Below are 24131 nucleotides of genomic sequence, written 5' to 3' on the forward strand. Positions count from 1 at the left end.
CGCTACGCCACCAGGCTGGCATGGGCGACCGCCAGGCGCCGCACGCGATTGGCCTCGGCATAGGCGCCGACGGCGGCCAGGCCGGGCGGGCCTTCGTGATCGGGCGAGGGCCGGCAGGCGACGCTGATCGCCGGCAGCACATCGCAGCGCAGATCGCAGCCATCGGCGATCCAGCGCTCGATCCACACCTCGGTGTCGGCCGGTGGGCCGCCATGGGGCAGGAAGTGGCGCAGCGCGCGGCCGACCGATTTGCGCCAGCGCGACAGCTCGGGCGGCACCGAGGGCTGCTCGACGGGCGGCGGGGCCGGCGGCGGCGTCGGTGCGGGCGCCACCTCGGCCACCGGCTCGGGCGGCAAAGACGGATCGCGCGGATAGCGCCGCCGCGCGCGCTTGCCGACGCGGTGATGCCGGTGCCAGTCGACGATGGCGATGTACTCGCAGCCCTCGGCCTCGTAGCGCCGCAGCAGCCCTTTCGCCAGCAGCTCCTCGATCAGCGCGCGCAGGGCGGCATCGTCGATCGAATCGCCGGGAAACACCCGCAGGCGGATGCTGCACGGGCGCAGCGGCTGCACGCCGTGATCGTCGGCGAAATTGCCCAGACCCAGCAGCAGCAGGCGGGCCATCGGCGAACACTTGATGACGTCCTCGCGGGTCCAGAAATCGGAGCAAAGAACACGGTCGCGGGCCATAGGCGGACTCCAGTGGTGACTGCAGCCGGTGTAACCCCGGAAGCCACGGACTCCTATTTCCACCCCTACGCGTGTCGAGATTCGCCGTAGAGCGCTGACGGACAAGGATCTTCCCGCCCGCTTACGCTGTCGAATTTCCCTTCCCGCGGAGGGGGAAGGTGCCCGAAGGGCGGAAGGGGGATGCCTCAACGAATCCGGTGTCCGTCTTCGACATTCCCCTTCCGGCGCTGCGCGCCACCTTCCCCCTCCGGGGAAAGGGATCTCAACGGCGCTCCGAGGGGCCGAATCGGCGCGATTCGGTGACCCTCAGGGAAAAGTCGCATTGCCATTGAAAATATTGATGTTACTATGGACTAAGCTGACTGGACTAAGCCCGAGACGTTCACCATGCGTATCGTCAACATGCACGACGCCAAGTCGCAGCTCTCGCGGCTGGTCGAGCAGGCCGCCAACGGCGCCCCCTTCATCATCGCGCGGGCCGGCAAGCCGCTGGTCAAGGTCGTGCCGCTGAGCGCCGACGACACCGGCGGCCGGCGCCGGCTGGGCTTCCTCGCCGGCGAGATCGCCGTGCCCGACGATTTCGACCGCATGGGTGGGGCATGAAGCTGCTGGTCGACACCCACCTCCTGCTGCGCGCGGCGGGCGAGCCGCAGAAGCTCTCCCCCGCCGCCCGCCGCCTGCTCGACGACACCGCCAACGAGCTGTGGTTCAGCGCCGCCAGCCTGTGGGAGGTGGCGGTCCGGCAGGCGGCGGGCCGCGCCGACCTGCGGGTCGAGCCGCGCCGCCTGCGGCGCGAGCTGATCGCCCATGGCTGGCAGGAGCTGGCGATCACCAGCGAGCACGCCGCGGCGGCCGGCGACCTGCCGCCGACCCTGAAGGACCCCTTCGACCGCATGCTGCTGGCCCAGGCCGCCGCCGAGGGCCTGATGCTGGTGACCATGGACCCGGCGGTGGCCCGGCAATCGGGCCGGGTGCGACAGGTGTAGAGCATCAAGCGTCAAAACGAACTCAGCCGTCTTCCTGGGAGCGCCGGCGTCCCCAAAGACGCGTGATTCCGCATTGTCGTTTCCAGGGGCTGCCTGGATCCCTCGCCGCGCTCGGGATGACAGAGTCAATTTGCCGCTCAGGCGAAGCGCGCCTTCACCTCCTCGCTCAGGCGCCGCACGATGGCGGTCGCCTTGTGGATGTCCGACTCGCCGAGCGCCGCGCCCAGGCTCGAGGCGATCGCCAGCAGCCGGGCGCTCTGCGCGCGGTACTGCGCCTCTCCCCTGGCGGTGAGCCGCACCAGCTTCGAGCGGCGGTGCTTCGGATTGTCGACGAAGCGCACCAGGCCCTGGGCGGCCAGCTCGTCGGCCAGGCGCTGCATGCGCTGTCGGCTGGTGGGCCGCATCTCGGCGATCTGCGGCACGGTCAGCGGGCCGAGCAGCGCCAGGCTGCGCATGAAGCCGAAGGCGCCGCCGCCCCAGCTGGTGATCAGCCCGGTCTTCTGGCCCAGCGCCCGGATCTTGAAGAAGCACTGCGCCACCTCGAGCATCAGCTCGGTGACCGCCTCGGCCTTGCCGCCGCCCTTGCGGGCCTTGTCCCGTGTGGTTGCCATGCCCACCTCTTTGCCATTGACACCCTGGTTGTCAACTTCCACGTTCGACATCATGGTTGCCAGTCATCGGGAGGACACGCATGAACGCCATCACCGTTGCGAACCCCGGCGACGATCAGACCGCCGGCGCCATCGTGCGGCCGCCGCTGCTGTTTCTCGCCGCGCTGCTGCTGGGTTTCGGGCTGGATCACCTGCTGCGCCTGCCCTTCCCGATCGGGCGCGACGGCTGGCTGCACTGGGCGAGCGCCGCCAACGCCTTGTGCCTGATCGCGGCCGGCGTCGCGATCTTCGCCGCCGGCATCCGCAACTTCGCGCGCGCCGCGACGCCGGTGCAGGGCACGCGGCCAACGCGGGTGCTGGTGACGTCGGGCATCCACGGCTTCAGCCGCAACCCGATCTATCTCGGCATGTTCCTGGTCTATGTCGGCATCGGGCTGATGGTTCGCAGCCCGTGGATCGTGATGCTGACCGTGCCGCTGGCGATCACCATGCAGCTGGGCGTCATCGCCCGCGAGGAGGCCTATCTCGAGCGCCGCTTCGGCCAGGCCTGGCGCGACTATCGCGCGCGCGTCGGCCGCTGGCTGTAGCGCGCGGACTTCCGCCCCCTCTCCCCGCTTGCGGGGAGAGGGTTGGGGTGAGGGGTTGAAGCAGGTGACGCACCGCTGTCCGTGCGCAACTTGAATGAGCCCCTCACCCCGACCCTCTCCCCGCTCGCGGGGAGAGGGAGTGAGAGCTTGACAACCGGCGCTTCGACGCCACGTGCAGGGGCGCCGTCCCGGTCGGGCCGGGAGCAGGAGCAAGCCATGGCGCAGGCGCGCGCGTTCGACATCCTGTCGCCGGCCTTCCACGCCGATCCCTTCCCGACCACCGAGCGCATGCGCGCCGCGGGCGCCGTCGTGCGCCTGAAGGTGCCGATCATCGGCAATGCCTGGCTCGCCACCACGCACGAGGCCTGCACCGCGCTGCTGAAGGACCACGCCGCCTTCGCGCGCGATCCGGCCAATGCCGGCAGCCGCACGCAGGCGCGCATCCTCGCCGTGCTGCCGCGCACCATCGGCCTGCTGGCGATGAACATGCTGGGCCACGACGATCCCGAGCACCGCCGCCTGCGCAGCCTGGTCGACACCGCATTCCAGCGCCACAGCATCGAGGCCATGAGGCCGATGATCGCGCGCATCGCCGATGGCCTGCTCGACCGGCTCGAGGGTCGGGCCGAGGCCGACCTGATGGCCGAGTTCTGCCGCGACCTGCCGCTGTCGGTGATCTGCGCCATGCTCGGCCTGCCCGAGCGCGACCAGGCGCGCTTCCGCAACTGGCTGGGCGGGCTGAAGGACACCGCCGACATCTGGGCGGTGATCCGCGCCATCCCCGGCGTGCTGCGCGTCGTGCGCGATCTGCGCCGCATCGCGCGGCCGGGCGGCGGCGCGCTGCCCGACGGCCTGATCGCCGCCCTGCGCGACGCCGAGGCCGACGGCCAGCGGCTGAGCGAGGACGAGCTGGTGTCGATGATCTTCCTGCTGTTCGGCGCCGGGCAGGAGACCACGACGCACCTGATCGCCGGCGGACTGCACGCGCTGCTGACGCACGACGAGCAGCGCCGAAGGCTGCGCGACGAGCCGGGCCTGATGGCAGGCTGCGTCGAGGAATGCCTGCGCTTCGTCTCGCCGGTGCAGATGACCAAGCCGCGCTTCGCCGTGCGCGACATGGACTGGCAGGGCCTGCCGTTCCGCCGCGGCGAGATGTTCACGGCCTTCCTGGCCGCGGCCAATGGCGATCCCGCGCGCTTCGCCGAGCCGCGGCGCTTCGACATCGCGCGCCAGCCCAATCCGCACCTCGCCTTCGGCACCGGGGTGCATTTCTGCCTCGGCCTGCAGCTCGCCCGCGCCGAGGCGGCGATCGCCTTCGAGCGCATCCTCGCGCGCTTTCCCGACATCAGGCTCGACGAGCGGGCCGAGATCGTCTGGCACCGCCGCGTCGGCATCCGCGCGCTGGCGCGATTGCCGGTGCGGCTCGCCGCCTGAGCTCAGCGCCGGCGCTGGATCTCCTGGCTCCTCAGCGACTCCGCGACCTCGATGCGGCCGAACATGTCGGCGTCCATCACGACCTTGGGAAACTTCACCAGGCCGGCGGCCTTCTGGATGTCGGCCAGCGGCTTCAGCTCCTCGACCCAGTCGGCCTCGACGTCGAACTCCCAGACAACGGATTTGAGGTCCTGCTTGAGCACGAAGCCATAGGCTTCCAGCCCGTCCTCGCCGTCGGCGACGACGATCTTCCAGTAGCGCGACGGGATCTGCACGATGAGCTCGCCGCCGTTCTCGTCCTCGCCCTTGAACGGCTTGTCCTTGGCGTCGTCGAGCACCGGCCCGGCGAAGATCACCACCTTCTCGCCCTTGGCCTGGCGCAGGATCATGTTCTCGAGCAGGCCCCAGTCGCCGCCCTTCGAGGACTGGTTGAACGCGGCGACCTGCGGCGAGCAATTGGTCACGTGGAAGCTGTCGCCGTTGGCGCGGCGGACCTGGGCGTAGCTCTTGCCCCATACCACGTCGTCGCGGCGCACGACGTGGCCCTTGTCGAAGGACTTGCGGTCGTTCTTGAAGAAGGCGTCGGGAAGCTGATGCTCGTCGGCGATGCGCGGCTCGTGCACCCACATCTCGACGTCGTTCTTCGACAGCCCGCCGAGCGCCGCGCGCGTATAGGCCTTGGTCGGATCGGGCCGGCGCGCCGTCTCGCGGGCATCGACGTTGCAGGCCGTGAACAGCGCCAGCCGCCGCTGCTTGTGCATCACGATGGAGAAGTGCTCGTAGGGAATGGCGATCTCGCCGTTGTCCATCGGCGCCGCCAGCGACTTTTTGGTCACGCCCGGCAGCGCGATGGCCTTGCTGAGAAACTTCGTCTCGTAGCCCTTGCGGTTGGCGTACTTGGTGTCGACCACCGGCGCCTTGTAGGCCTCGACGGCGACGGCACCGGCGGCGGGCAGCGGAGCCGGCGCCGCCGCCGTCTTCGCTGCCGACGTGCGGCCGCCGGCGGGCTCGACATCCGCGCTGAAGCCCAGCGGCAGGTCGATGCGCGCGCCACCGGCGACGGCGTAGACGCGCAGCGCCGAGATGCGCGACGGCGCGCGCTGATCGAAGATCTCGGGCAGCGGGTCGGGACCCGGTTCGGGCTTGTTCTCGCCCGCGGTGATCGCCAGCAGCTCGTCGCGCAGCGGCCCGGCGGGCGCGCGATGCCAGGCGGCGACGATGCGGCTGGCGCGCGCGCCGCGGTTGCCGACCCAGTCGATGTCGCCGTCCTCCGTGTCGTCGTCGGCGACGGCGCCGGTGCGGGTGAGCCACTGGCCCTTGCTGTTCTTGTTGGGCACCCCGGCGCTGTGCAGGCCGACCACCTGCCAGGTGTCGTTGAACAGCGGCGAGCCGGAGGAGCCCTGCGCGGTGTCCGAGCGATAGACCAGGAAGTCCGTCTCGATGCGCAGCAGCTGGTTCTCGCGCATGGCGACCTGCTTGGGCAGCCCCGAGGGATGCTGGACGATCGAGATGAACTCGCCCTGGTTGATCTTGCCCAGGCCGGGGTCGAGCCGCAGGTAGCGGAAGCTCTCCAGCGTGGCGCCATCGCTGCCGCCTTCGGCCTGGCTGTCGACCGCGACCAAGGCGAAGTCGAGCGCCTGCTCGGCGTAATAGTAGAGGTCGGGCCGCACGCGGAAGGACGGGCCGCGCCGCTCGATGCCGTTGATGTCCAGCACGTAGTCGAACTGCGCCAGCGCCAGCCGCGCGTCGCCGTCGGTCGGGAAGACGTGGTGGTTGGTCAGCATGAGACGCGGCGAGACCATGAAGCCGCTGGCGACGCCGATCTGCCGGCCGGCCTCGTTGCGCAGGATCACGCGGCAGACCGATCGCGCCGCCAGCAGACCGCGCTCGAAGTAGTTCATGTCGACGAGATCGTTGGTGCCGATGATGCGTTCCTGCTCCGACTTCGAGGGCCGCAGCACCGACTCCGCGAGCTTGACCGTGCGCAGCATCATGCGCTCGGGGTCGTTGATCTGGGTCGGCTTCTTGTCGTCGACCGCCCTGCGCATGTCCGCCAGCCGCGCGGCGATGTCGCGGGTCGTGCGATCGACGATCGTCTTGAGATCCCGGGCCTTCATCGACGTCTCCCCCTTGAGCCGCTCGAACGGTACCCGCAGCATGCGTCACAACCATGACGAATGCCAGATGGCGATCCTACCCGCGAGCGATCATATCGTGTCGGATGGGTGCTTTACGCCAGCGCGTCCTCATGCGGCGGCAACAGTTCGTCGCGGTAGGACTCGAAGCGAGGCGTGTCGGCGGCTCCCTGCCACTCGAGGATCAGCAAAGGCCAGCCGGGATCGCCGAGTGCCTTCCTGTCGAGCCACTCGCGCAATGCCCTGCGAATCAGGCCGCCCGATGGACCACAGGCCCCGCTGCCGAACCAAGGCCATCGCATATGGTCTCGGAGCTACCTTCCCCCGGAGGGGGAAGGTGGCGCGCGCAGCGCGACGGAAGGGGGATGCCTCAACGAAATCGATGTCCGCCTTCGACATCCCCCTTCCGCCCTTCGGGCACCTTCCCCCTCCGGGGGAAGGTAAGACCAAGTCAAACCGGCCATATGCGATGGCCCGCTGCCGGCTGGTTCGCGGCACCGGACGAGGCAACGCGCCGCGCGTCAGGTGCGGCCGCCGCGCAGGCTGTCGGCGAGCGCCGAGAGCGCGCTGGCGATCTGCCGCGCGGTTTCCGGGGGCGGCAGCGGGATCCTGAGGTTGCGCGCGCCGCTCGACGGATCGCGCTCGATCCAGGGATGCGCCGCGACCCCGCCGTCGCCGGCGGCGGCCAGGGCGGCGACGAATTGCCCGCCGATCTGCGCCAGCGCCTGCCACGGATCGGTGACGGCGGCGCGCGACTCGGGCTCGACCGGCGGACTCACGACCTGCTGCGGTGCCGGCGCCACATCGTCGTTGGCCGCGGTGGCGGCGGCAACCCCCGCCTCCTCGGCCGGCGTCATGGGCTGGGCCTCGCCGATGCCGCCGGTGACGCTCTCCACTTCCTTCATGAAGCGGTTCAGCCGCGAGCCGCCGAGCGAGATCTCGCCGCCGGCGCCGTCGAGGATGCCGGCCGACAGCGAGCGCTTGAAGGCCAGCACCGACAGCATGCCCTCCTCGATCGTGCCCTTGGCGACGAAGTTGACGATCCGCACCGGCTTCGCCTGGCCCATGCGATGGATGCGCGCGATGCGCTGCTCGAGCACCGCGGGGTTCCACGGCAGGTCCATGTTCACGAGGGTCGAGGCGTGCTGCAGGTTCAGCCCGGTGCTGCCGGCGTCGGTCGACAGGAAGACGCGGCACGCGGGATCCTCGCGGAAACGCTGGACCAGCGCCGGCCGCTTGTCCGACGGCACGCCGCCGTGGAAGGCGACATGGCCCAGCCCGCGCGCTTCGAGGCGGCGGACGACGATGTCCTGCGTGCGCGTCCATTGCGAGAACACCACAGCCCTGGAGTCGGGCTCGGCCAGCAGCTCGTCGAGCAGCGCCGCCAGCTCGTCGGCCTTCACGCCATGGTCGCTCTCCTGGTCGAGCAGGTAGGTGCTGACGCAGGACATGCGCATGTTCTGCAGGGCGCAGGTCATGCGCCGCTGGTCCTGGTCGGAGAGGAAGCCGGTGCGCCGCCAGCGCTGCACGATGCGCGCCACGACGTCGGCGTTCTCGCGATGGTGCGCCATCTGCATCTCGGTCATCGGCACCAGCAGCGTCTGGTCGCTGCGGCCGGGCAGCTGGCGCAGCACCTCGGACTTGCGCCGGCGGATCATCACCGGCTCGAGCGTGCGGCCGATCTTCTCCAGCCCGGTATAGCCGGTGACCCGTCCGGCCTCGTCCTTGACCTGGTGCTCGTGCAGCAGCTTCCAGGTCGGCCCCAGCCGATGCTGGTCGACGAACTGCACGATGGAGATCAGCTCCTCGATCCGGTTCTCCAGCGGCGTGCCGGTGAGCACGATGGCGTAGGCGCTGTCGATGCGCTTGAGCGCGCGCGCGGCGATGGTGTTCCAGTTCTTGACGCGCTGCGCCTCGTCGACGATCACCAGCTCGGGCGCCCAGGCGGCGATCAGCTCGAGGTCGGCCTGCAAGGTCTCGTAATTGGCGATCTTGCAGAAATCCTCGGCCGCGTAGTCCTTCTGCCGCTGCGCCCGGCCGCCGCCGACGACGCGCGCCGCGCGCTTGCCGTCGCGTCCGGTGAAGCGCGCGATCTCGCTCTGCCACTGATACTTCAGCGAGGTCGGGCAGATCACCAGCACGCGGGCGACGCCGAAATGGCGCGCCAGGATCTCCATGGCGGCGATCGCCTGGATCGTCTTGCCCAGGCCCATGTCGTCGCCGATCAGCGCCCGGCCGGCGCGCACCGCGAACAGCGCCCCCTCGGCCTGGTAGGCATGCAGCGGCGCCTTCAGGAACGCGCGCAGCTTGGGATCGGCGGCGCCTTTCGGGAACAACCGCTCGAGCGCCGCCGCGCGCCGCACCGCGTCGCGCCGGCCGGCGATGAAATCGAGCGCATCGTCGTAGACGCGCAGCTCGTGGCCGCAATCCGACGCCAGCGCGCGGAAGCGCTCCAGCCCCGCGAAGCGATCCTCCGGCAGCATGAAGTCGCGCGACGCGTCGAACAGGCGGGCGGCGGCTTCGCGCAGCGGCGCCGGACAGTCGGTGCCGGCACGGAAATGGACGCGGCGCTGGCCCTCGTTGCGCAGGTAGATCTCAGAGAAGGCCGGACGGTAGCCGCGCGCGAAGGCCGCCTTGGCGCCGCGCTTGCGCTCCAGCTTGGCCAGCGTGAACTCGATGTGCTTGCAGGTGCCGAGCTCGCCGGTGGCGTAGTCCGGGCAGGAGCAGAAATTGCCGCCCGGTCCGGGCCCGCGGATCGCCACGCGGTAGCTCGACTTCGAGGCCGGGTTGGTGACGCGGAACTCCGAGAAGAACGGCTCGGCGCCGATGTTCTCCAGGCCGAAGGCCTGCTCGCGGCCGAACTGGCGGCGCAGGCCGCGCTGCCACTCCAGCGCCGACAGCCCTTCCGGCGCGCGGGTGCGCGACAGCCTGGCTTCCTTGGGCTTGCGGGACGGGCTGCGCGGGGCACGGCGGGGGGATGTCATCGACGCGTGTTCCATTCGGAGGGGGTGTTCTCGTTGGCCGCGCATCGTATCGGCGCAGCGCCCCTCTTTGTAGCGGACCGATCGTTCATCCACAGCCGGCGATGTGGATCAGCCCGCCACCTCCTGCGCAACCGTGAACACCGCGCAGGGCTCGGCGATGCCGCGCAGGACGTGGGTGCCCAGCGGCAGCAGCGCAGCACCGCTCTCGGCGGCGAGCGCGCCCGAGACCAGGATGCTGCGGCCGAGCGGCCGGCACAGGCCCTCGAGCCGGCTGACGAGATTCACCGCCGGGCCGATGGCGGTGAAGTCCAGCCGGTCGGCGGCGCCGATATTGCCCCAGTAGATCTCGCCGACATGCAGCGCCGCACCGAACGGCAGCGGCGGCAGCCCCTGCTCCGCGCGCGCCTTGTCGAGATGGGCCATGCCGAGGCTCGAGGCAGCCACCGCGCGCAACGCGGCGTCGCAGGCGGCGGCGCGCGAGAGCGCGCCGGCAACCGGGAAGATCGCCAGCACGCCATCGCCGATGAACTTCAGCACCTCGCCGCCGAAGGCGTGCACGGGACCGGCGATGCGGTCGAACCAGGCGTCGAGCGCGGCGATCACCGCGTCGGGCGGATGGTTCTGCGACAGCTCGGTGAAGCCACGCAGATCGGCATAGAGCAACGCGGCCTGGATGGTCTCGCCCACCGCACGGCTGAGCGGCGAGGCCAGCACGCGCGCCGCGCTGCGCCGGCCGAGATAGGCCTCGAGCGCCGCCGCCAGGGTGGCGCGCGCCGCGAGCGTGGAAAGCGGCGCGGCGGCAAAGCGCGCCGCCTGGCCCAGCACCTCGGCCTCCCGCGTGGTGAAGGCGCGCGGGCCGATCCAGGCGAGCGACGGAGCGTCCGGCCGCATGCCGATACTGTCCAGATGCACCGGGCCCGAGGCCAGCGAGGCGAGCCAGCCCCGGCCGGCATCGCCCGCCGGTGTCGGCTGGGTCAGGCCGAGGCCGGCGAAGCCCAGGGCCTCGATCACCGCGTCGCCGTCGGCACGCCACAACCAGGTGCGCCGCGCGATCAACGGATGCGGCACGGCCAGCGTCAGCGCGCCGCCGGCGAGCGGCAGGCCATCGGCCCGCAGACGCGCGCCGAGCCCGGCGAGCAGATGGTCGGCGCCCGGCACATCGCTTGCTGAGTCGACGAGCCAGGCGAGCGTCGCGGAAAGCTGCATGCCGGCAATCATGCCACCGATGTTACTCGCGGCGCAGGTGGCAAGCGGCGTTATGGTGCGCCGATGAGGAGGCACCGATGACAGCCGAACCCCTGGTCGTCCGCCGCGAGACGCAGATCGCCGCCCCGCCCGCCAGCGTCTTCGCCTTCCTGACCGACCCGGACAAGATCATCCGCTGGATGGGCAGCGAGGCCGAGATGGAGCCGCATCAGGGCGGTCTTTATCTGCTCAAGGGCATCGCCGGGCGCGCCGCGCGCGGCGCCTTTCGCGAGGTCGTGCCGGTGCACCGCCTGGCCTACAGCTTCGGCTGGGAGGGCAGCGAGCAGGTGCCGCCGGGCTCGAGCCTGGTCGAGATCGACCTGATCGACCGCGACGGCGGCACGCTGCTGCGCATGACCCACACCGGCCTGCCCAGCCAGGCGCAATGCGACGGGCACAATGCAGGCTGGGCACACTACCTGGCGCGGCTGACCCTGGCGGCGGCGGGCCTGGATCCCGGAGTCGATCGTCGGCCCGAGCCCTGATGCTGCGTGACCCGGTCGCGGCGCGGCAACGCGCGTTCACGTCGCCCGTTGGAAAGGTCCAGGCACCCATCGCCTCCGGGATTCCCCTTAGGGGCACACCGGAATGGCGCGCCGTCGACGCGCGGCGGACCATGCGGCATCGATGCCTGCACGGAGACGCCGCCATGACCCGCCTCTACTTCCACTGCAGCAACGCCCAGGACACCTGGGTCGATCCCACGGGCGCCGAGCTGCGCAATCTCGCCGAGGCCGATCTCCACGCCAGGCGCCTGGTGCGCGTGCTGATCGCCGAGCCGACCCTGGAGGATTGGCGCGACTGGACGATGCATGTGCTCGACGAGGATGATGAGCCGGTCTTCAGCCTGCCCTTCGCCGCCGCCCTGGGCAGGCCGCACTGAACGACGCCGCGCGGGCGACGCGAGGGAGCGCAGGATGAGCGGACAGGACAACCCCACGCATTCCTTCAGGCAATGGGCCGAGCGCCGGCTGGCGGAGATCGAGGCGGCGCTGGCATCGCTGGAGACCGAGGCCGGCCAGCTCGAGGCCGGGCTCAAGGCCGAGGCCGATCACGCCATCGCCGGCCTGAAGCGACGGCGCGACGATCTGCGTGCGTTGCGCGACGAGCTGAAGAGCGAGGCCGCCGACGCCATCGCCATCCGCCGCGCCCAGCTCGAGGAGGCGCTGCACGAGGTCAAGGAGGTCGCCGAAGCGGCCGACGCGCAGATGGACAAACTGCGCGAGGCCGGCCGCCGGTCATCGGCGGCGCTGGGCGAGGCGCTGGCGCACTCGCGCCAGGCCTTCGACCACGCACTGCGCAAGGTGCGCGAGGCGCTGAAGTCGGCCAACGAGTGAGGCGCCGGCGTCCTGCTTCAAGGCGTTCGGGCCGCGTCGCTCCAGCGACGCATCATGAGCGCCGCTGGAGCGGCGCGGCCCGAAGGCAACCACCAAACCAAAAGACGACCTACTGCTCGAAGCGACCCGAGGCGTCGCGATCGCGCTCGTAGCGTCGCGCCAGCGGAAACGGCGGCAGCCAGGACTCGCGACGGATGGTCCACAGCTCGTAGGTCGGCGTCAGCTGGTCGGGCGCGTCCAGCGCGCCCAGGTTCACGCCGATCTCGTCCGCCCAGCGTCCGAAGACCGGCGAGCCGCAGCGGGGACAGAAGAACCGCCCGGCGTAGTCGCGCGTCTCGCCCTCGATGGTCACGGCGTCCTGCGCGAACACGGCGGAGCCGTGGAACAGCGCGCCGTGATGCTTGCGGCAGTCGAGGCAGTGACAAAGGCCGACCCGGTAGGGACGACCCGACGCCACGAAGCGGACCTTGCCGCACAGGCAACCGCCGGTGAATCGATCCATGCTGCGTCTCCTCGAAATTCAAGCGGCCATCCATGGCCAAAGTCTATGGTCGCCGATTGCCGCGTCGGCTATAGAGTGCGCACCAATTCGCCGACGCATTCGCGCGCGACTCTCCAATGGCTCGTGGCTGAGCGGGAACGGGATAGCGTTGCTTCGCAAGCTTACTCATCCGGTAAGGCTGGTGCCCGCCGTCTTTCTCCTGGCAATCGCCGCGGGAACGTTGCTGCTGATGCTGCCGATCGCGCGCGAGGGTCCGGGTCATGCGCCGTTCCTGACGGCGCTGTTCACGTCGACGTCGGCCGTGTGCGTCACCGGGCTGATCGTCGAGGATACGCCGGTCTACTGGTCCACCTTCGGTCAGGCCGTGATCCTGGTCCTGTTCCAGATCGGCGGCTTCGGCATCATGGCGACCGCGACGTTGCTGGGATTGCTCGTCGGGCGCGGTTTCCGGCTGAGCGACAAGCTGCGCACCCAGGTCGAGCGCAGCCATTTCGATGCCGCCAGTTCGCGCAGCGTCCTGCGGCTGATCCTGCTGGTGACGGTCGTGGTCGAAGGCCTCCTCGCGTCGGTGCTGACCTTGCGGCTGCATTTCTTTCATGGGCTGGATTGGCCGGCGGCCATCTGGCACGGGATTTTTCAGGCCGTATCGGCGTTCAACAACGCCGGCTTCTCGACCTTCTCCGACAGCCTCATGGGCTTCCAGAAGGACTGGCTGTTCCTGGTGCCGATCATGCTGGCGATCGTGGTCAGCTCGCTCGGCTTTCCCGTCATCCACGAGACGCTCAACCGGTCCAGGCGGACCGGCCCGTGGAGCCTGCACACCAAGATCACCGTGGGCGGCACCGGCATTCTCCTCGTCGCCGGCATCCTTGCCGTGCTGGCGGCGGAATGGGCCAATCCCAAGACGCTGGGCGCCATGGCGCTGGGCGACAAGCTGCTCAACAGCGCCTTCCAGTCGGTCACCACCCGCACCACGGGCTTCAACACCCTGGACATCGGCGCCTTTCGCGAGGAGACGCTGGCCTTCACCTATGTGCTGATGTTCGTCGGCGGCGGCAGCGCCGGCACCGCCGGCGGCATCAAGGTCACGACCTTCTTCCTGCTCGGCATCGTCGTCTGGTCCGAGGTGCGCGGGCAGCGCGATGCCCATCTGTTCGGCCGCCGCATCGGCACCTCGATCGAAAGGCAGGCGCTGACCATCGCGCTGATCTCCATCGCCCTGGTCGGCATCGGCACCATGGTCCTGCTGTCGGTCACCGAGCACAAGCTGACGGTGGTGCTGTTCGAGACCATCTCGGCCTTCGCCACCGTCGGGCTTTCCACGGGCATCACGAATCAGCTTCCCCCGGCGGGCGAACTGGTCTTGATTGTCCTGATGTTCGTCGGACGCGTCGGCACCATCACGATCGCAACGGCGCTGGCCATGGGCAGCGGCCCGACCGCCATCCGCTATCCCGAGGAGCGGCCCATTGTTGGCTAAGCGTTCCGCCAAGAAGCGCGCCGAAACCATCCTCGTCATCGGCCTGGGTCGCTTCGGCACATCCGTCGCGTCCTCGCTCATCCGCATGGGCCACGAGGTGCTCGGCGTCGACGAGAACCTGCAGCGCGTGCAGGAGACAGCCGATCGGCTGACCCACGTGCTGCAGGCCGACACCACCAGCCCGGAGGCGCTGCGCCAGCTCGGCATCAGCGACTTCAAGACCGCGGTCATCGCCATCGGCAGCGACATGGAGGCCAGCATCCTCACGGCGCTCGCCCTGATCGAGGCCGGCATCCCCTCGATCTGGGCCAAGGCGACCAACGAGCGGCACGGCAAGATCCTCAAGAGCATCGGGGTGCAGAACGTCGTCTACCCCGAGGCGCGGATGGGCCAGATGGTCGCCCATATCCTCACCGGCAAGATGATGGACTACGTCGAGCTCGACAACGACTTCGCCATGGTCAAGACGCGCGCGCCCGCGCGGCTGGTCGGCCAGACGCTCGAGCAGGCCCAGGTGCGCCAGCGCGACGGCGTGACGATCGTCGGCATCAAGCGCCTGGGCGAAGTCTTCACCTACGCGCAGGCCGACACCGTCGTGCAGCACGACGACCTGCTGATCGTGCTGGGCGAGGTCAACCTGGTCGAGCGCTTCGCCGCCGGGATCGAGTAGTCGCGGCGCAGGGCTTTCCGCCCCCATCGCCGCGCTCAGCCACGACCTGCCAGCTCCGTCCCGGCCCGCAGACGGTCCATGTAGGCGCGATAGGCGAAGCTGCGGTCGCGTTTGCGCCCCGTGGTTTCGACGAGGATGCCGGATTCGCTCAGCGCGGCGATCGCCCGGATCGCCGTCGGCTTGCTCGCGTCGATCAGCTTCATCGCCGAGCCGACTGTCACGATCGGATGGCGCGGCAGCCGCTCGAGCAGTCGCAGCGCCGAGACGGAGGCGGACTGCGCCGCCAGCAGCCGCGTCCGGTCCGCGCCGACGAGCGTGAACAGCTCGCGCGCCGATGCGACGGCCTCGTCGGCGATCGTGGCGACCCCGTCGAGGAAGAAGTCGGTCCAGCCCTCCCAGTCGCCTTCCAGCCGCACGAGGTCGAGGCGGCGGTAGTATTCCTGGCGGTGGCGCTTGAAGAAAAGGCTGAGATAGAGGAGCGGGGCCTTCAGCAGCCCCCAGTGCTCCAGCAGCAGGGCGATCAGCAACCGCCCGATCCGGCCGTTGCCGTCGAGGTAGGGATGGACGGTCTCGAACTGCGCGTGCAGCAGACCCGTCCGCACGAGCTTCGGCAGCTTGTCGTCGGCGTGGATGTATCGCTCGAATTCGCCGAGCAGCCGCGGCAGCCTGTCGGGCGGCGCGGGAACGAAGGCGGCGTTGCCCGGCCGGCTGCCGCCGATCCAGTTCTGGCTGCGGCGCACCTCGCCGGGCCGCTTGCCGGAGCCGCGCACGCCGCGCATCAGCCGGCGGTGCGCCTCGTTGAGCAGCCGCATCGACAGCGGCAGGCCGCGCTCCGCCGCCAGCTGACGGCGCGCATAGGCGAGCGCGTCGAGGTAGTTGGTGACCTCCTCGATGTCGGCGTCGGGCGCGGGCCGCTCCCCGGCCTCGAAGGCAAGAAGATCGACGAGCGACGCCTGCGTGCCCTCGATCTGCGAGGAGATCACCGCCTCCTTGCGCACGAAGGCGTAGATGAACCAGTCGAGCGACGGCACCATCTCGCCCGCCAGGTCGAGGCGGACGAGCGCCTGCCCGGCTTCGCGCAGGCGATGCTCGAGGTTTCCCGCGACGGCAAGCGCCGGGCGCGCGGGCGGCAGATCGAAGGGAACGAAAGCCGCGACCTTCTCGCCGGCGACGGTCACGCTTTCGTATCGTCCGGTGATTCGCTTCGTCATCGGTCCGCGCGGCCGGGATAAGGCACGAGCGTGTTCCCTGCAGCCGACGCTGGGAACGAAGTCTTTACTAAGGTCGATCCTTAGTCAAGGAATCGTTCCTGACGGCGGATGCAGGCCGCGAGATCTTCACCGATGGGAAAGGTGCGGCGGAGCCGCTCAGGCTGCGCGTGACACGCTCCCTCGGCGATGCGCTGGCGGGGGTCTCGCCCAAGGGCGAGGCCGCCTCATAGCGCCAGAATACGGCGGATCATTTCACGCTTCTCCTCGGACAGGCCGTTGAGCCGCGCCTCGTCGAGATGGCCTTCACGGATGAGACGGGCGAAGACAAGGATGAGCTGCGAGTAGCGATAGTCGAAGAGGTCGTCGATGTGCTGGCGCCGTTCGCGCAGGTAGCCTTCGAGGGCCCACATGTCCTGTGGTGCCGCGACCGCGGCGGCCTTCGCCTTGAACTCCGCCAGGAGCGCCGCGAGGGCCGACTCCAGGGCATGGTCATAGGCGCGGCGTGCGACCTTCTTCTCCGCAGCAGACCACGCCAGATCGCGCATGGGACTACCCTCTCGCTTGCACCCGGCCGGGAGAGCACCGGCTCGATGGAAGAGTAGCAGGCAATGGCGACGGCACGACGGCGAAAGCCGCCGGCCGGGTGCCGATGATCTTGCGCTTCAACCAGAACCGTCTGTCATCCCTCGCTGCGCTGGGGATGCCAGGTCGGACTCGATACGATCGGAACGTGCCCTAGACGTCGGGATCGGACTCTTCGAGGACGTCGGCGAGCAACTCGCCAAACAGCGCCACCGTGGGCTGCCAATCCCCCAGCATGGCCTTTCGGCTGACAATACCGTAGCTGCCATCGGGCCTGGGCCGCAGACGCACGAAAGGCGGCAAGCCATAGCGCATCGCCAGGCTGTTGGCCCAGAGCCGGGCGGTGCGGCCGTTGCCGTTGGCAAAGGGATGGATGCGCACCCACTCGGCGTGCGCCCATGCGCACAGCTCGATGATCGCGCCGACCTGATCATCGTTGGGCTCGGCGCCCGGCGCAATCACATCGTCGAAAAGCGCCACGGCCGACTGCAGGCGCCGTTCAAAGTCGTGGAGCGCACTCGAGACGTCGTCCGAGGCCACACCGTAGATGTCTCCGACGCGGACCTGTACCCATTCGAGGCCGGGTTCCCCGCGGAATGCGCCAACATACTTGGGCTCGACCGCGAGGCCGCGCATCATGTCGGACTGCCAGCGTCGCGCCGCCTCGACGGTGGGCTTTACCCGTCGTCGCGCATCTTCTTCGACCGACTCCAGGAGCCTCGTGAGAGTCGCGCGCAGCTCGGGACTGTCGTCGTCCCAGTCAGGAGGCATTCAACAGGCGGCGCAGTTCCGCTCGCAGCGGATTGACGCCTTCGGCCACCGGCGCCTCGATCAGCTTCCCACCGACCAGCTTGCCCATGACGACCTTGCCTTCGGCCGGATCGTCCCTGCCCAGGGTGGCTTCCGCGTCCACGGCGGCAGCGATGGCATCCTTGAAATGCGGATCGCGCCTGCGATAGGCGCGAAGGCTCGCCAGGGTGCGTTCAAGGTCGCGCTCCGCGGCGCTGCTGCGCCGATCGAGGTAGTCTTGCAGGGCCTCGTTGACGAGCTGGTTCATGGGACGCCGCAACACGCGGCTGAGGTTCTCCAGCGCCGCTTGGAGGGGCGGATCGATCCGGAATGTGGAAGCCTTCCTCGCCATGATCGCAATGTAGGTATCCGATGCCTGATGTCAATATCGAATAATGACGTCATATATGCCATCATAATTCTAAAATGACGTCATTGTCCTCCCACATTGCCCCTGCTCCCACTGACGAATCGAGGCCGCCGCTCAGGCCTCACATCACACGGCGCGAAATCCGCCCTGGTGGCCCGGATGCAGCCCCGGCGGATGCGATTTCCGCCGCTAGCGGCGTCGTATAGAGGGCTCCGATGCAGCTATGATCGCATTTGCGCCTGCGCGTTCCGTGGCAAATCGGACGAGGCAATCGGAACGCGCAGGCTCTCGCCGATGCTGTCGAGACGAAGCATGAGGTCGGGACCGACTTGAAAGCGCGGCGGCGCACGTCCTACGCCACGCGTGCCACGGAAGCGCTTGGCACTGGAATTCACGGGCCGGATGCACTACATGACCATCTAGATGGTCAGGGGCGAAACATGAGCGCGATCACGCTGGCGGATGCCAAGGCGCATCTGAGCGAGTTGGTGGCCCGGGTCGAAGCCGGGGACTCGATCGACATAACCCGGCGCGGCAAGCCGGTCGCGCGGCTCACATCAGTCGCCAGGCCGCGTCAGCCGATCGACGCCACCCTGCTCCAGGCCCTGACGGCGACCATGCCGCGGCAACGCCAGAGCGCCGCGGAACTCGTCCGATCGATGCGGGACGACGATCGCTACTGATGTTCTATCTCGACACGTCGCTGATCGTCGCGGCGCTCTCGAACGAAGCGGCCACGCCGCTCGTTCAGGCCTGGCTGGGGAAGCAGGAGCCGACGCGCCTTGTGATCAGCGACTGGACCGTCACCGAGATGTCCTCGGCTTTGGCGATCAAATTGCGGACCGGACAGATCGGCGTCGAGCAGCGCGCAGCCGCGCTCGCCATGTTCAACAAGCTGGTCGTCGAGAGTTTCACCGTGCTCGCCGTGACAGGCGCGCAGTTCCGGGTGGCGGCGAAGTTCGCCGACCAGCATGCGCTTGGACTGCGCGCCGGGGACGCTCTGCACCTCGCCATCGCCGCCGAGCACGGCGCGACGGTTTATACGCTCGACCAGAAGCTTGCCGAGGCCGGTCCGGTACTGGGTGTACCGACGCAGTTGCTGGCGTAAACCAGGCGCGCCGCGGCCCGCCTGCTCCCACTCGATCGCCCCTGGCGGCTTGCTGGCGATGTCGTGGGTCGTGAGCGAGTCCTCCAGCCAGATCAGGCTTTCGAGGTCGAGATGGTTGCTCGGCTCGTCGAGCAGCATGCCGTCGGGGCGCATCAGCAGGATGCGCGCGAGCGCCACGCGCATCTTCCAGCCGCCGGACAGCAGGCCGACGTCGCCGTCCATGCGCTCCTGGCTGAAGCTCAGGCCCGCCAGCACCTCGCGCGCCCGGGCCTCCAGCGCGTAGCCATCGAGCTCCTCGAAACGCGCCTGCACCTCGCCATAGCGCTCGACGAGGGCGTCCATGTCGCCGGCCATGTCGGGGGCTTGGGCCGGATCGACCATCGCGACCTCGAGCCGGGCCATCTCGATCGCCAGCGCGCTCACCGGCCCGACGCCGTCCATCACCGCCGCCACCGCGCTCTTGCCCGACATCTCGCCGACGTCCTGGCTGAAGTAGCCGATGGTCATGCCGGGATCGATCGTCACCTGGCCGTCGTCGGACTCCTCCTCGCCGGCGATGATGCGGAACAGCGTCGTCTTGCCGGCGCCATTGGGCCCGACAAGCCCCGCCTTCTCCCCCTTCTGGATGCCCATCGAGGCGTCGATGATCAGGATCTGATAGCCGTTCTGCTTGCTGATGTTGTCGAGGCGAATCATGAGGTCCGTGCTGACTGGAAGACGCGGCCGCGCAAGTCACACGTAACTCAAGATGTTGCAACTACCATTTCCCTCACGCCCATTCGATCGTGCCCGCTCGGGCGCGCTCGTCAGTGACGCCGCCTACCGCAGTGTTTCGGCGATCGCATGAAGGAGAACGGCGTAAAGCCCCGGTTCGCGGGAGTTCTTTATTCGGCCGCGACGTTCGCCTCCGCAACGCGACTACAGTACCCACGGAACGACTGTATCGACAGCGAGGAGCGGTCAGGGTCCTCCTCGTAAAACTGTTTGATGCGCGCTTCTGTCACGAACGCTTTGCCCTGCGTCAGATCGCAGTTGAACGCCACGATCGCTTCGCTCGGCGGTGTGAGCTTTGCAGCATTCGGCGTAAACTCGCTCCGGATACAGGCATCACGGATCTCATCAAACGCTTCCGTGAGCAGCGACTTTTCGTTGTGGGATCCGACGATATCGTCGAGGTACACCGACATGGTAACACCGCGTTCCATGACGCGATCGATAGTAGGCGTCACAGGCGATTGCATCAGCACCAGGCTCGCGAGAAGCGGCGACTGCACGAATCCGATCGGGAGCACGAACTGCGGCTTTGCGCCGATGATGGGATTGCGGACGCAAGACCACTTCGCGTGCGTCTGAGCGCCCTGCATGCGCCATCGCCGCAACGCACGATGCACTCGCTCACGAGCGATCGAATAGTAGAAGCTCTTGATATCGATCTTGAAGAAGTAGCGGTTCTCGATGTGCTGGTGCAGCGCCGCCACATGGCCGCCCGGCGCGTAGTGAAAGAAGTAGGGTGGAAGTTCGACGCTCTTAAGGTGTTCGAGGATGCGGTGCGCCTTGCGCTTGCAGCGCTCGTTTGGAACGAAGACCCACTTACCGCGCGAAATGTACTTGTGAGTGTAATTCTCGATCATAGTTGGCGGCCTTGTTCACGATGCTAATCACCAGGTCAACCACCCGCAAAACGGGCAGCAGCACCAGCGCTACATCGCGAACAAGGCGCGCCGTACGGGCAATCTTCTTGCTCATAGGCGCCTCCACTGTTCTCCACCGGCTACCAGCGACCCATTAATATGGAGCCGTCAACCGAGACAGGTAACTTGCTACGTGGTGCTACGCAGCAGGCTATGTCGAACCGTCGCTCCGCCGAAGCGTCGCGCCGGGGTCGCCAGGTCATCGCCAGTGGACTGCCCTTACTTGGGACAAAACCGTGATCAATCAAGGGCCATGCAAATTCCAAAGCGGCGCGCAACCCGGCCGCTCCACAAACACCTGGAATCATTGAACAAAAAGCACGCCCTCTCCGCCACCTCACCCCAGAGTCCTCCCGCTGATCGCGCGGCTGATGGTTCCCCTGCTTGAGCCAGTGCACATCGCGACGGGCGGTTTCATCGCCGGCCCGCCACTCAGCGCGATAGCGGATTGCACGAAATTGAGTGAGGTCGCGCGATCAAAGCGTGAATCTGCACTCGTTCAGATGTAGAATTTGAACGGCTGCCTGTCAGCGTCCTTTGCTGAGCCCATGACGAGAATGTCACCGACTTTGTCGGCAAACCTGATCGTAACCGGCAATCCGTCGCTGTAGTTGCAGGCGTTATAGTTAATCTTCGTCAGGCCCATGATGTCGGAGAGCACCGTTTTGATCTCGGGCATGGCGCCGGTGCTTCGTTGAATGTTGATATGCAGAGGGTTGGGCGTCTCGGGCCCGATATAGGTATCGAGACGGGGCAAGAACCCACTCGTCCATAGATATGCGCTTGCCTTGCCCAGAATCATCGCCGTGCCGCGTAGAACCGGATAATCGCCGTCGCGGAATAGCTTGACCTCGCCGCCGGTGGTCCTGATCCGGACGCCGACAATAGTTGTGCCCTCCGGAGCCGCGTCCTTGAAGGCATCCCACTCCTCGTCATTGAACCGAGCTCGCCCATGGATAAAGAGCTCTGTGGGCGGCACACCGTGCTTTTCCATGTATGTCCTCAGGACCATGGCGACGAGATTCTTTGCTTCCGGACCCTTCAAATGGAATTCGTGTTCGGAAGTTTTGTAGGGGCCATTGGCCCCGCGGAAAACGACGCCATCACCCTCGCTGAGAAACATTTGCGCCGCACAGCACGCGTGCTGCTGCGGGTGATTAGGAATGAGCTTGAAGACTAAGCCAATGTAGCAGACGCCGGGACGTACATGCGCGAGCTTCCACGGCGGCTTCGGCTGTGTCTTGTAATAGAGGCCCGTCGCGAGATTCCATGCGACCGAGGCGGCATCCTGAAGGCGGCGGGTGTTGTAACCGGCACTGTTCTTAAAGCTATCCGGCGAGAGCGTCGTCTCGCGGACGAGTTGGGACGGAATACCAACCTTCAGCAGCTTGGCTTTCACCTGCCGGTGGAAATCCGGAACGTCATCGAAGATGCCTTCCTCGGACTGGTCGAGCACGCCGGCGAGAAGCGGCAGCTCGGTGCGCGCTTTCTGTTGCTTGCCAAAGCTTCCCTTTGTCAGGCCAAGCCCGGTGCGCTTCGATTGTGGCTTGCACCGCTCAAACACGATTTCCGGCAGGGCCAACACCCAAACGTCGATTTTTTGCTCTTCGTTTCTGCCATGCGCGTCGATTTCGGCGAGGAAGAGATCGACGGCAGCCCTGACGGCCTCATGGTGATTGAGCGTGCGAGTGCGTTCATCCAGTTCCTTGCCGTCGATCGCGCGCGCGACGACGCGAGGATCGATCACGAGACCGAAGGCTTCTTCGAGGCCCGGAAAGTCGGAGAGATGTAGCCGATTTTCCTTGTCACGCTCGCCGCGCGGCGGAATAGGAACAAGTGCGGTCGCTTTGGCGGCCCATGTCTTGAAGTGCGCAATTCCGTCGATAGTGCCAATCACACCGACGGAGATTGTCTGGCTCTTCGGCTGCCCTTCATGCGGCCCGTAAAGAAAGAGGCCGTCTTTGGGATGATCGCACACCTGCCCATGACCGAACTCGAGGTAGGGTTCGGGGATGTGCTGGATCTCCAGAGATTTCTCCGGCAACTCCATTATGCGTCATCCTCATCGTCAGGTGTGGTCGCGCCCAGCGTGTCGGCGTCGCGCTCTTCGTCCTCGTCCTGGAGGATATCTGGCAAGGCTGTCGAAACAGGCGACGTGAAGAGGATGGGGGTCGCGTCGAGCTTGACATGCCGGTCGCCACCGACCGGCAGCTTGATCGCGGCTTCCTCTCCCGACATCAATTCCAGAAACGCTAGCAAGCGGCCAACCCATTGCTTGTTGCGCCATCCCTTACAGATGCTACGGCGGAGCCGGTGCTGGAGCTTCTTGTCGTCAATGACCTCGCCTTCGCTATCGCCATTACCAGCCGCGAAGAGGACGCGGGCCTTCAGCCGGAAATGCGGGAAGGGATAGATGACCGGGTTGCCGCTGACGCCGAAATTCCAGATCTTGCCTTGGGCCTTGTTGCGCAGCATGGCGGATCGCCGCTCACCCTGCCGACCCCACGGTATTTTCTTGCCCGTTGAGATGAGACCTTCGGCGGCGTGAAAGCCGGTAGCCGCCGAGTATTGGTAGGGAGCGAGGCCCTTCGCCCGGCAATAGTTCTCCCATGCCCGACGCAGCATCGAGACAATCAGATTGGACGCTTCCTGCGGCTCGATGAAATCGGGAATCCCATGCTGAAGGAACTGCTGGAACGGCACTTCGCGCCCGACTTCAAACTTGCCAACGGTTTCGAAGCCCACGGCCACGTCGTCAAAGTTGGCGAACGAAAAGAAGCCGCGCAGAAACGGTTCGGCAGGGAATTGGAACGAGCCGCAGGCCTTCTGAAGCGCGCCGAGATTGGCAGCTCCGGTCGGCTGGAAATACAGGACGGTGTCCGGTACTTCAACGATACGCAGCCAGTTCGATGTCAGTCGTTCGGGTATTTTTTCAAGCTGGATAGCATGCCGGCGGCGGTGTGCGTCCCACGCCGGGTTGATGGTGGCCGTGCCGTCGCGCGGCACGCCGAGTTTCGCGAGCTGGTCGAGCAGATCGGCGAGGCCTTTCGACCAGCTCTTCTCGAAATCGACGCGCTGGAGTTCGCCCACGCCGAATAGCTTCCTGTGCTTGCTGAGACGGAGCGGGATGGTGAAGTTCGTGTCCTTCAGCAGCTTGCCGACCTCCTCGGCAATGCCGATCTCCTCCATCACTCCCGCCTTCGCGAGTGTCACTTCGGAACAGCAGAGCAGCATCTTCACGGCCTTGTCCTGCAAGGTGTCCGTGATTTCCTTGCGCCAGCGGTCGCCTGCCTTCAGCGTGAGAACATCGGCGAAGACCTCATAGCCGTGGGCTTCGAGACGTGGCGCAAGCCACAGGACGAACTGGTCGTCGTTCGGCGTGCCCTTACTAATAAAAACGACACGTCGTTCAGGGGGTGGGTTGGCGGAAACGGTCATGCATTGTTGGAATTTGTTGCTTCGACTTGTGTACGAGGGGAAGCAGAAGAGTAGCACAACCTTCGTGAAAAGTCGCGCTGCGGTGGTGAGGCGCGATCCAAGGTCGGTCTGAGGCAATCAAGTTGGTAGAAGTCGATAGGTCGGAAGGTAGATCGGAGTTCAGGCCACGATGTGGCAATGGCGAGACCTGAATAGCCTTCTTACCCCCGAAAGGCATCATACGGCCCCTGTAGCTTCCTCCCATCACTCCCACTCAATCGTCCGGGCGGCTAGCGGGTGATG

The 24131-nt window shown here is 67.3% G+C and carries 25 protein-coding genes and 1 pseudogene; 11 read left to right on the top strand and 15 right to left on the bottom strand.

Annotated elements, in window-relative coordinates; genetic code table 11:
• Positions 1–2: 2 nt before the first annotated feature.
• Positions 3–689: a hypothetical protein gene (locus KF889_19420; protein MBX3501617.1), complete on the bottom strand. Its 687-nt coding sequence runs from the start codon at positions 687–689 to the stop codon at positions 3–5.
• Positions 690–1076: 387 nt separating this feature from the next.
• On the opposite strand from KF889_19420, the gene KF889_19425 reads away from it, so the two are divergent.
• Positions 1077–1292: a type II toxin-antitoxin system Phd/YefM family antitoxin gene (locus KF889_19425; protein ID MBX3501618.1), complete on the top strand. Its 216-nt coding sequence runs from the start codon at positions 1077–1079 to the stop codon at positions 1290–1292.
• Positions 1289–1675, top strand: coding sequence for a type II toxin-antitoxin system VapC family toxin (locus tag KF889_19430; GenBank protein MBX3501619.1), 387 nt, complete (start codon positions 1289–1291; stop codon positions 1673–1675). The genes KF889_19425 and KF889_19430 overlap by 4 nt, the downstream gene beginning before the upstream one ends.
• 137 nt (positions 1676–1812) lie before the next feature.
• On the opposite strand, the gene KF889_19435 is transcribed toward KF889_19430, so the two are convergent.
• The gene (locus KF889_19435; GenBank protein ID MBX3501620.1) at positions 1813–2286 is read right to left on the bottom strand and encodes a MarR family transcriptional regulator; all 474 of its coding nucleotides are present in this window, start codon (positions 2284–2286) and stop codon (positions 1813–1815) included.
• A gap of 80 nt (positions 2287–2366) precedes the next feature.
• Between KF889_19435 and KF889_19440 the strand changes: the two genes are divergently transcribed.
• Both KF889_19440 and KF889_19445 read left to right on the top strand, forming a co-directional pair.
• The gene (locus tag KF889_19440; protein ID MBX3501621.1) at positions 2367–2873 is read left to right on the top strand and encodes an isoprenylcysteine carboxylmethyltransferase family protein; all 507 of its coding nucleotides are present in this window, start codon (positions 2367–2369) and stop codon (positions 2871–2873) included.
• A gap of 216 nt (positions 2874–3089) precedes the next feature.
• Positions 3090–4307, top strand: a complete 1218-nt coding sequence (locus tag KF889_19445; protein ID MBX3501622.1) for a cytochrome P450 — start codon at positions 3090–3092, stop codon at positions 4305–4307.
• 2 nt (positions 4308–4309) lie between these two features.
• On the opposite strand, the gene KF889_19450 is transcribed toward KF889_19445, so the two are convergent.
• The 3 genes from KF889_19450 to KF889_19460 form a co-directional block, all read right to left on the bottom strand.
• The gene (locus KF889_19450) at positions 4310–6424 is read right to left on the bottom strand and encodes a DNA/RNA non-specific endonuclease (protein MBX3501623.1); all 2115 of its coding nucleotides are present in this window, start codon (positions 6422–6424) and stop codon (positions 4310–4312) included.
• A gap of 539 nt (positions 6425–6963) precedes the next feature.
• A complete protein-coding gene (locus KF889_19455; protein ID MBX3501624.1) occupies positions 6964–9426 on the bottom strand; it encodes a DEAD/DEAH box helicase in 2463 nt (820 codons plus the stop codon).
• A gap of 108 nt (positions 9427–9534) precedes the next feature.
• Positions 9535–10632 carry an adenylate/guanylate cyclase domain-containing protein gene (locus KF889_19460; GenBank protein MBX3501625.1) on the bottom strand — a complete coding sequence of 366 codons (1098 nt, stop codon included), beginning with the start codon at positions 10630–10632 and terminating at the stop codon, positions 9535–9537.
• A 77-nt stretch (positions 10633–10709) separates the two neighbouring features.
• Here KF889_19460 and KF889_19465 point away from each other — a divergent pair, with 77 nt between their 5' ends.
• The 3 genes from KF889_19465 (at position 10710) to KF889_19475 (ending at position 12008) form a co-directional block, all read left to right on the top strand.
• Entirely contained in the window at positions 10710–11156 is a 447-nt protein-coding gene (locus tag KF889_19465; GenBank protein MBX3501626.1) for an SRPBCC domain-containing protein, read from the top strand.
• Between the two features lie 164 nt (positions 11157–11320).
• The gene (locus KF889_19470) at positions 11321–11554 is read left to right on the top strand and encodes a hypothetical protein (protein ID MBX3501627.1); all 234 of its coding nucleotides are present in this window, start codon (positions 11321–11323) and stop codon (positions 11552–11554) included.
• 34 nt (positions 11555–11588) lie between these two features.
• Positions 11589–12008, top strand: coding sequence for a hypothetical protein (locus KF889_19475; protein ID MBX3501628.1), 420 nt, complete (start codon positions 11589–11591; stop codon positions 12006–12008).
• A gap of 109 nt (positions 12009–12117) precedes the next feature.
• On the opposite strand, the gene KF889_19480 is transcribed toward KF889_19475, so the two are convergent.
• Positions 12118–12510, bottom strand: coding sequence for a GFA family protein (locus KF889_19480; GenBank protein ID MBX3501629.1), 393 nt, complete (start codon positions 12508–12510; stop codon positions 12118–12120).
• Between KF889_19480 and KF889_19485 the strand changes: the two genes are divergently transcribed.
• Positions 12509–13990, top strand: coding sequence for a TrkH family potassium uptake protein (locus KF889_19485; protein ID MBX3501630.1), 1482 nt, complete (start codon positions 12509–12511; stop codon positions 13988–13990). The genes KF889_19480 and KF889_19485 overlap by 2 nt on opposite strands.
• Positions 13983–14660: a TrkA family potassium uptake protein gene (locus KF889_19490; GenBank protein MBX3501631.1), complete on the top strand. Its 678-nt coding sequence runs from the start codon at positions 13983–13985 to the stop codon at positions 14658–14660. The genes KF889_19485 and KF889_19490 overlap by 8 nt, the downstream gene beginning before the upstream one ends.
• Positions 14661–14695: 35 nt before the next feature.
• On the opposite strand, the gene KF889_19495 is transcribed toward KF889_19490, so the two are convergent.
• From KF889_19495 to KF889_19510, 4 genes are all read right to left on the bottom strand, one after another.
• Positions 14696–15871 carry a Fic family protein gene (locus KF889_19495; GenBank protein ID MBX3501632.1) on the bottom strand — a complete coding sequence of 392 codons (1176 nt, stop codon included), beginning with the start codon at positions 15869–15871 and terminating at the stop codon, positions 14696–14698.
• 224 nt (positions 15872–16095) lie between these two features.
• Complete coding sequence (locus tag KF889_19500) at positions 16096–16416, bottom strand: hypothetical protein (GenBank protein MBX3501633.1); 321 nt, start codon at positions 16414–16416, stop codon at positions 16096–16098.
• Between the two features lie 190 nt (positions 16417–16606).
• Complete coding sequence (locus tag KF889_19505) at positions 16607–17224, bottom strand: Fic family protein (protein ID MBX3501634.1); 618 nt, start codon at positions 17222–17224, stop codon at positions 16607–16609.
• Positions 17214–17594: a hypothetical protein gene (locus KF889_19510; GenBank protein MBX3501635.1), complete on the bottom strand. Its 381-nt coding sequence runs from the start codon at positions 17592–17594 to the stop codon at positions 17214–17216. The genes KF889_19505 and KF889_19510 overlap by 11 nt, the downstream gene beginning before the upstream one ends.
• 458 nt (positions 17595–18052) lie before the next feature.
• Between KF889_19510 and KF889_19515 the strand changes: the two genes are divergently transcribed.
• Entirely contained in the window at positions 18053–18295 is a 243-nt protein-coding gene (locus tag KF889_19515; protein ID MBX3501636.1) for a type II toxin-antitoxin system prevent-host-death family antitoxin, read from the top strand.
• Positions 18295–18720: a type II toxin-antitoxin system VapC family toxin gene (locus tag KF889_19520; GenBank protein ID MBX3501637.1), complete on the top strand. Its 426-nt coding sequence runs from the start codon at positions 18295–18297 to the stop codon at positions 18718–18720. Before KF889_19515 ends, KF889_19520 begins: the two co-directional genes overlap by 1 nt.
• 81 nt (positions 18721–18801) lie before the next feature.
• Here the strand turns inward: KF889_19520 and KF889_19525 are convergent.
• The 5 genes and pseudogenes from KF889_19525 to KF889_19545 form a co-directional block, all read right to left on the bottom strand.
• Positions 18802–19416 (bottom strand): annotated as a pseudogene (locus KF889_19525) (ABC-F family ATP-binding cassette domain-containing protein).
• A 188-nt stretch (positions 19417–19604) separates the two neighbouring features.
• A complete protein-coding gene (locus tag KF889_19530; GenBank protein ID MBX3501638.1) occupies positions 19605–20351 on the bottom strand; it encodes a hypothetical protein in 747 nt (248 codons plus the stop codon).
• The gene (locus KF889_19535; GenBank protein MBX3501639.1) at positions 20311–20466 is read right to left on the bottom strand and encodes a hypothetical protein; all 156 of its coding nucleotides are present in this window, start codon (positions 20464–20466) and stop codon (positions 20311–20313) included. The genes KF889_19530 and KF889_19535 overlap by 41 nt, the downstream gene beginning before the upstream one ends.
• 444 nt (positions 20467–20910) lie before the next feature.
• On the bottom strand, positions 20911–22461 hold the full coding sequence (locus KF889_19540; protein MBX3501640.1) for a hypothetical protein: 1551 nt from the start codon (positions 22459–22461) through the stop codon (positions 20911–20913).
• Positions 22461–23849 (bottom strand): toll/interleukin-1 receptor domain-containing protein, encoded by a 1389-nt coding sequence (locus KF889_19545; protein MBX3501641.1) that lies wholly within the window; start codon positions 23847–23849, stop codon positions 22461–22463. Before KF889_19545 ends, KF889_19540 begins: the two co-directional genes overlap by 1 nt.
• Positions 23850–24131 lie beyond the last annotated feature (282 nt).

It is taken from the genome of Alphaproteobacteria bacterium (assembly GCA_019635875.1).
Lineage (GTDB): Bacteria > Pseudomonadota > Alphaproteobacteria > Reyranellales > Reyranellaceae > JAFAZJ01.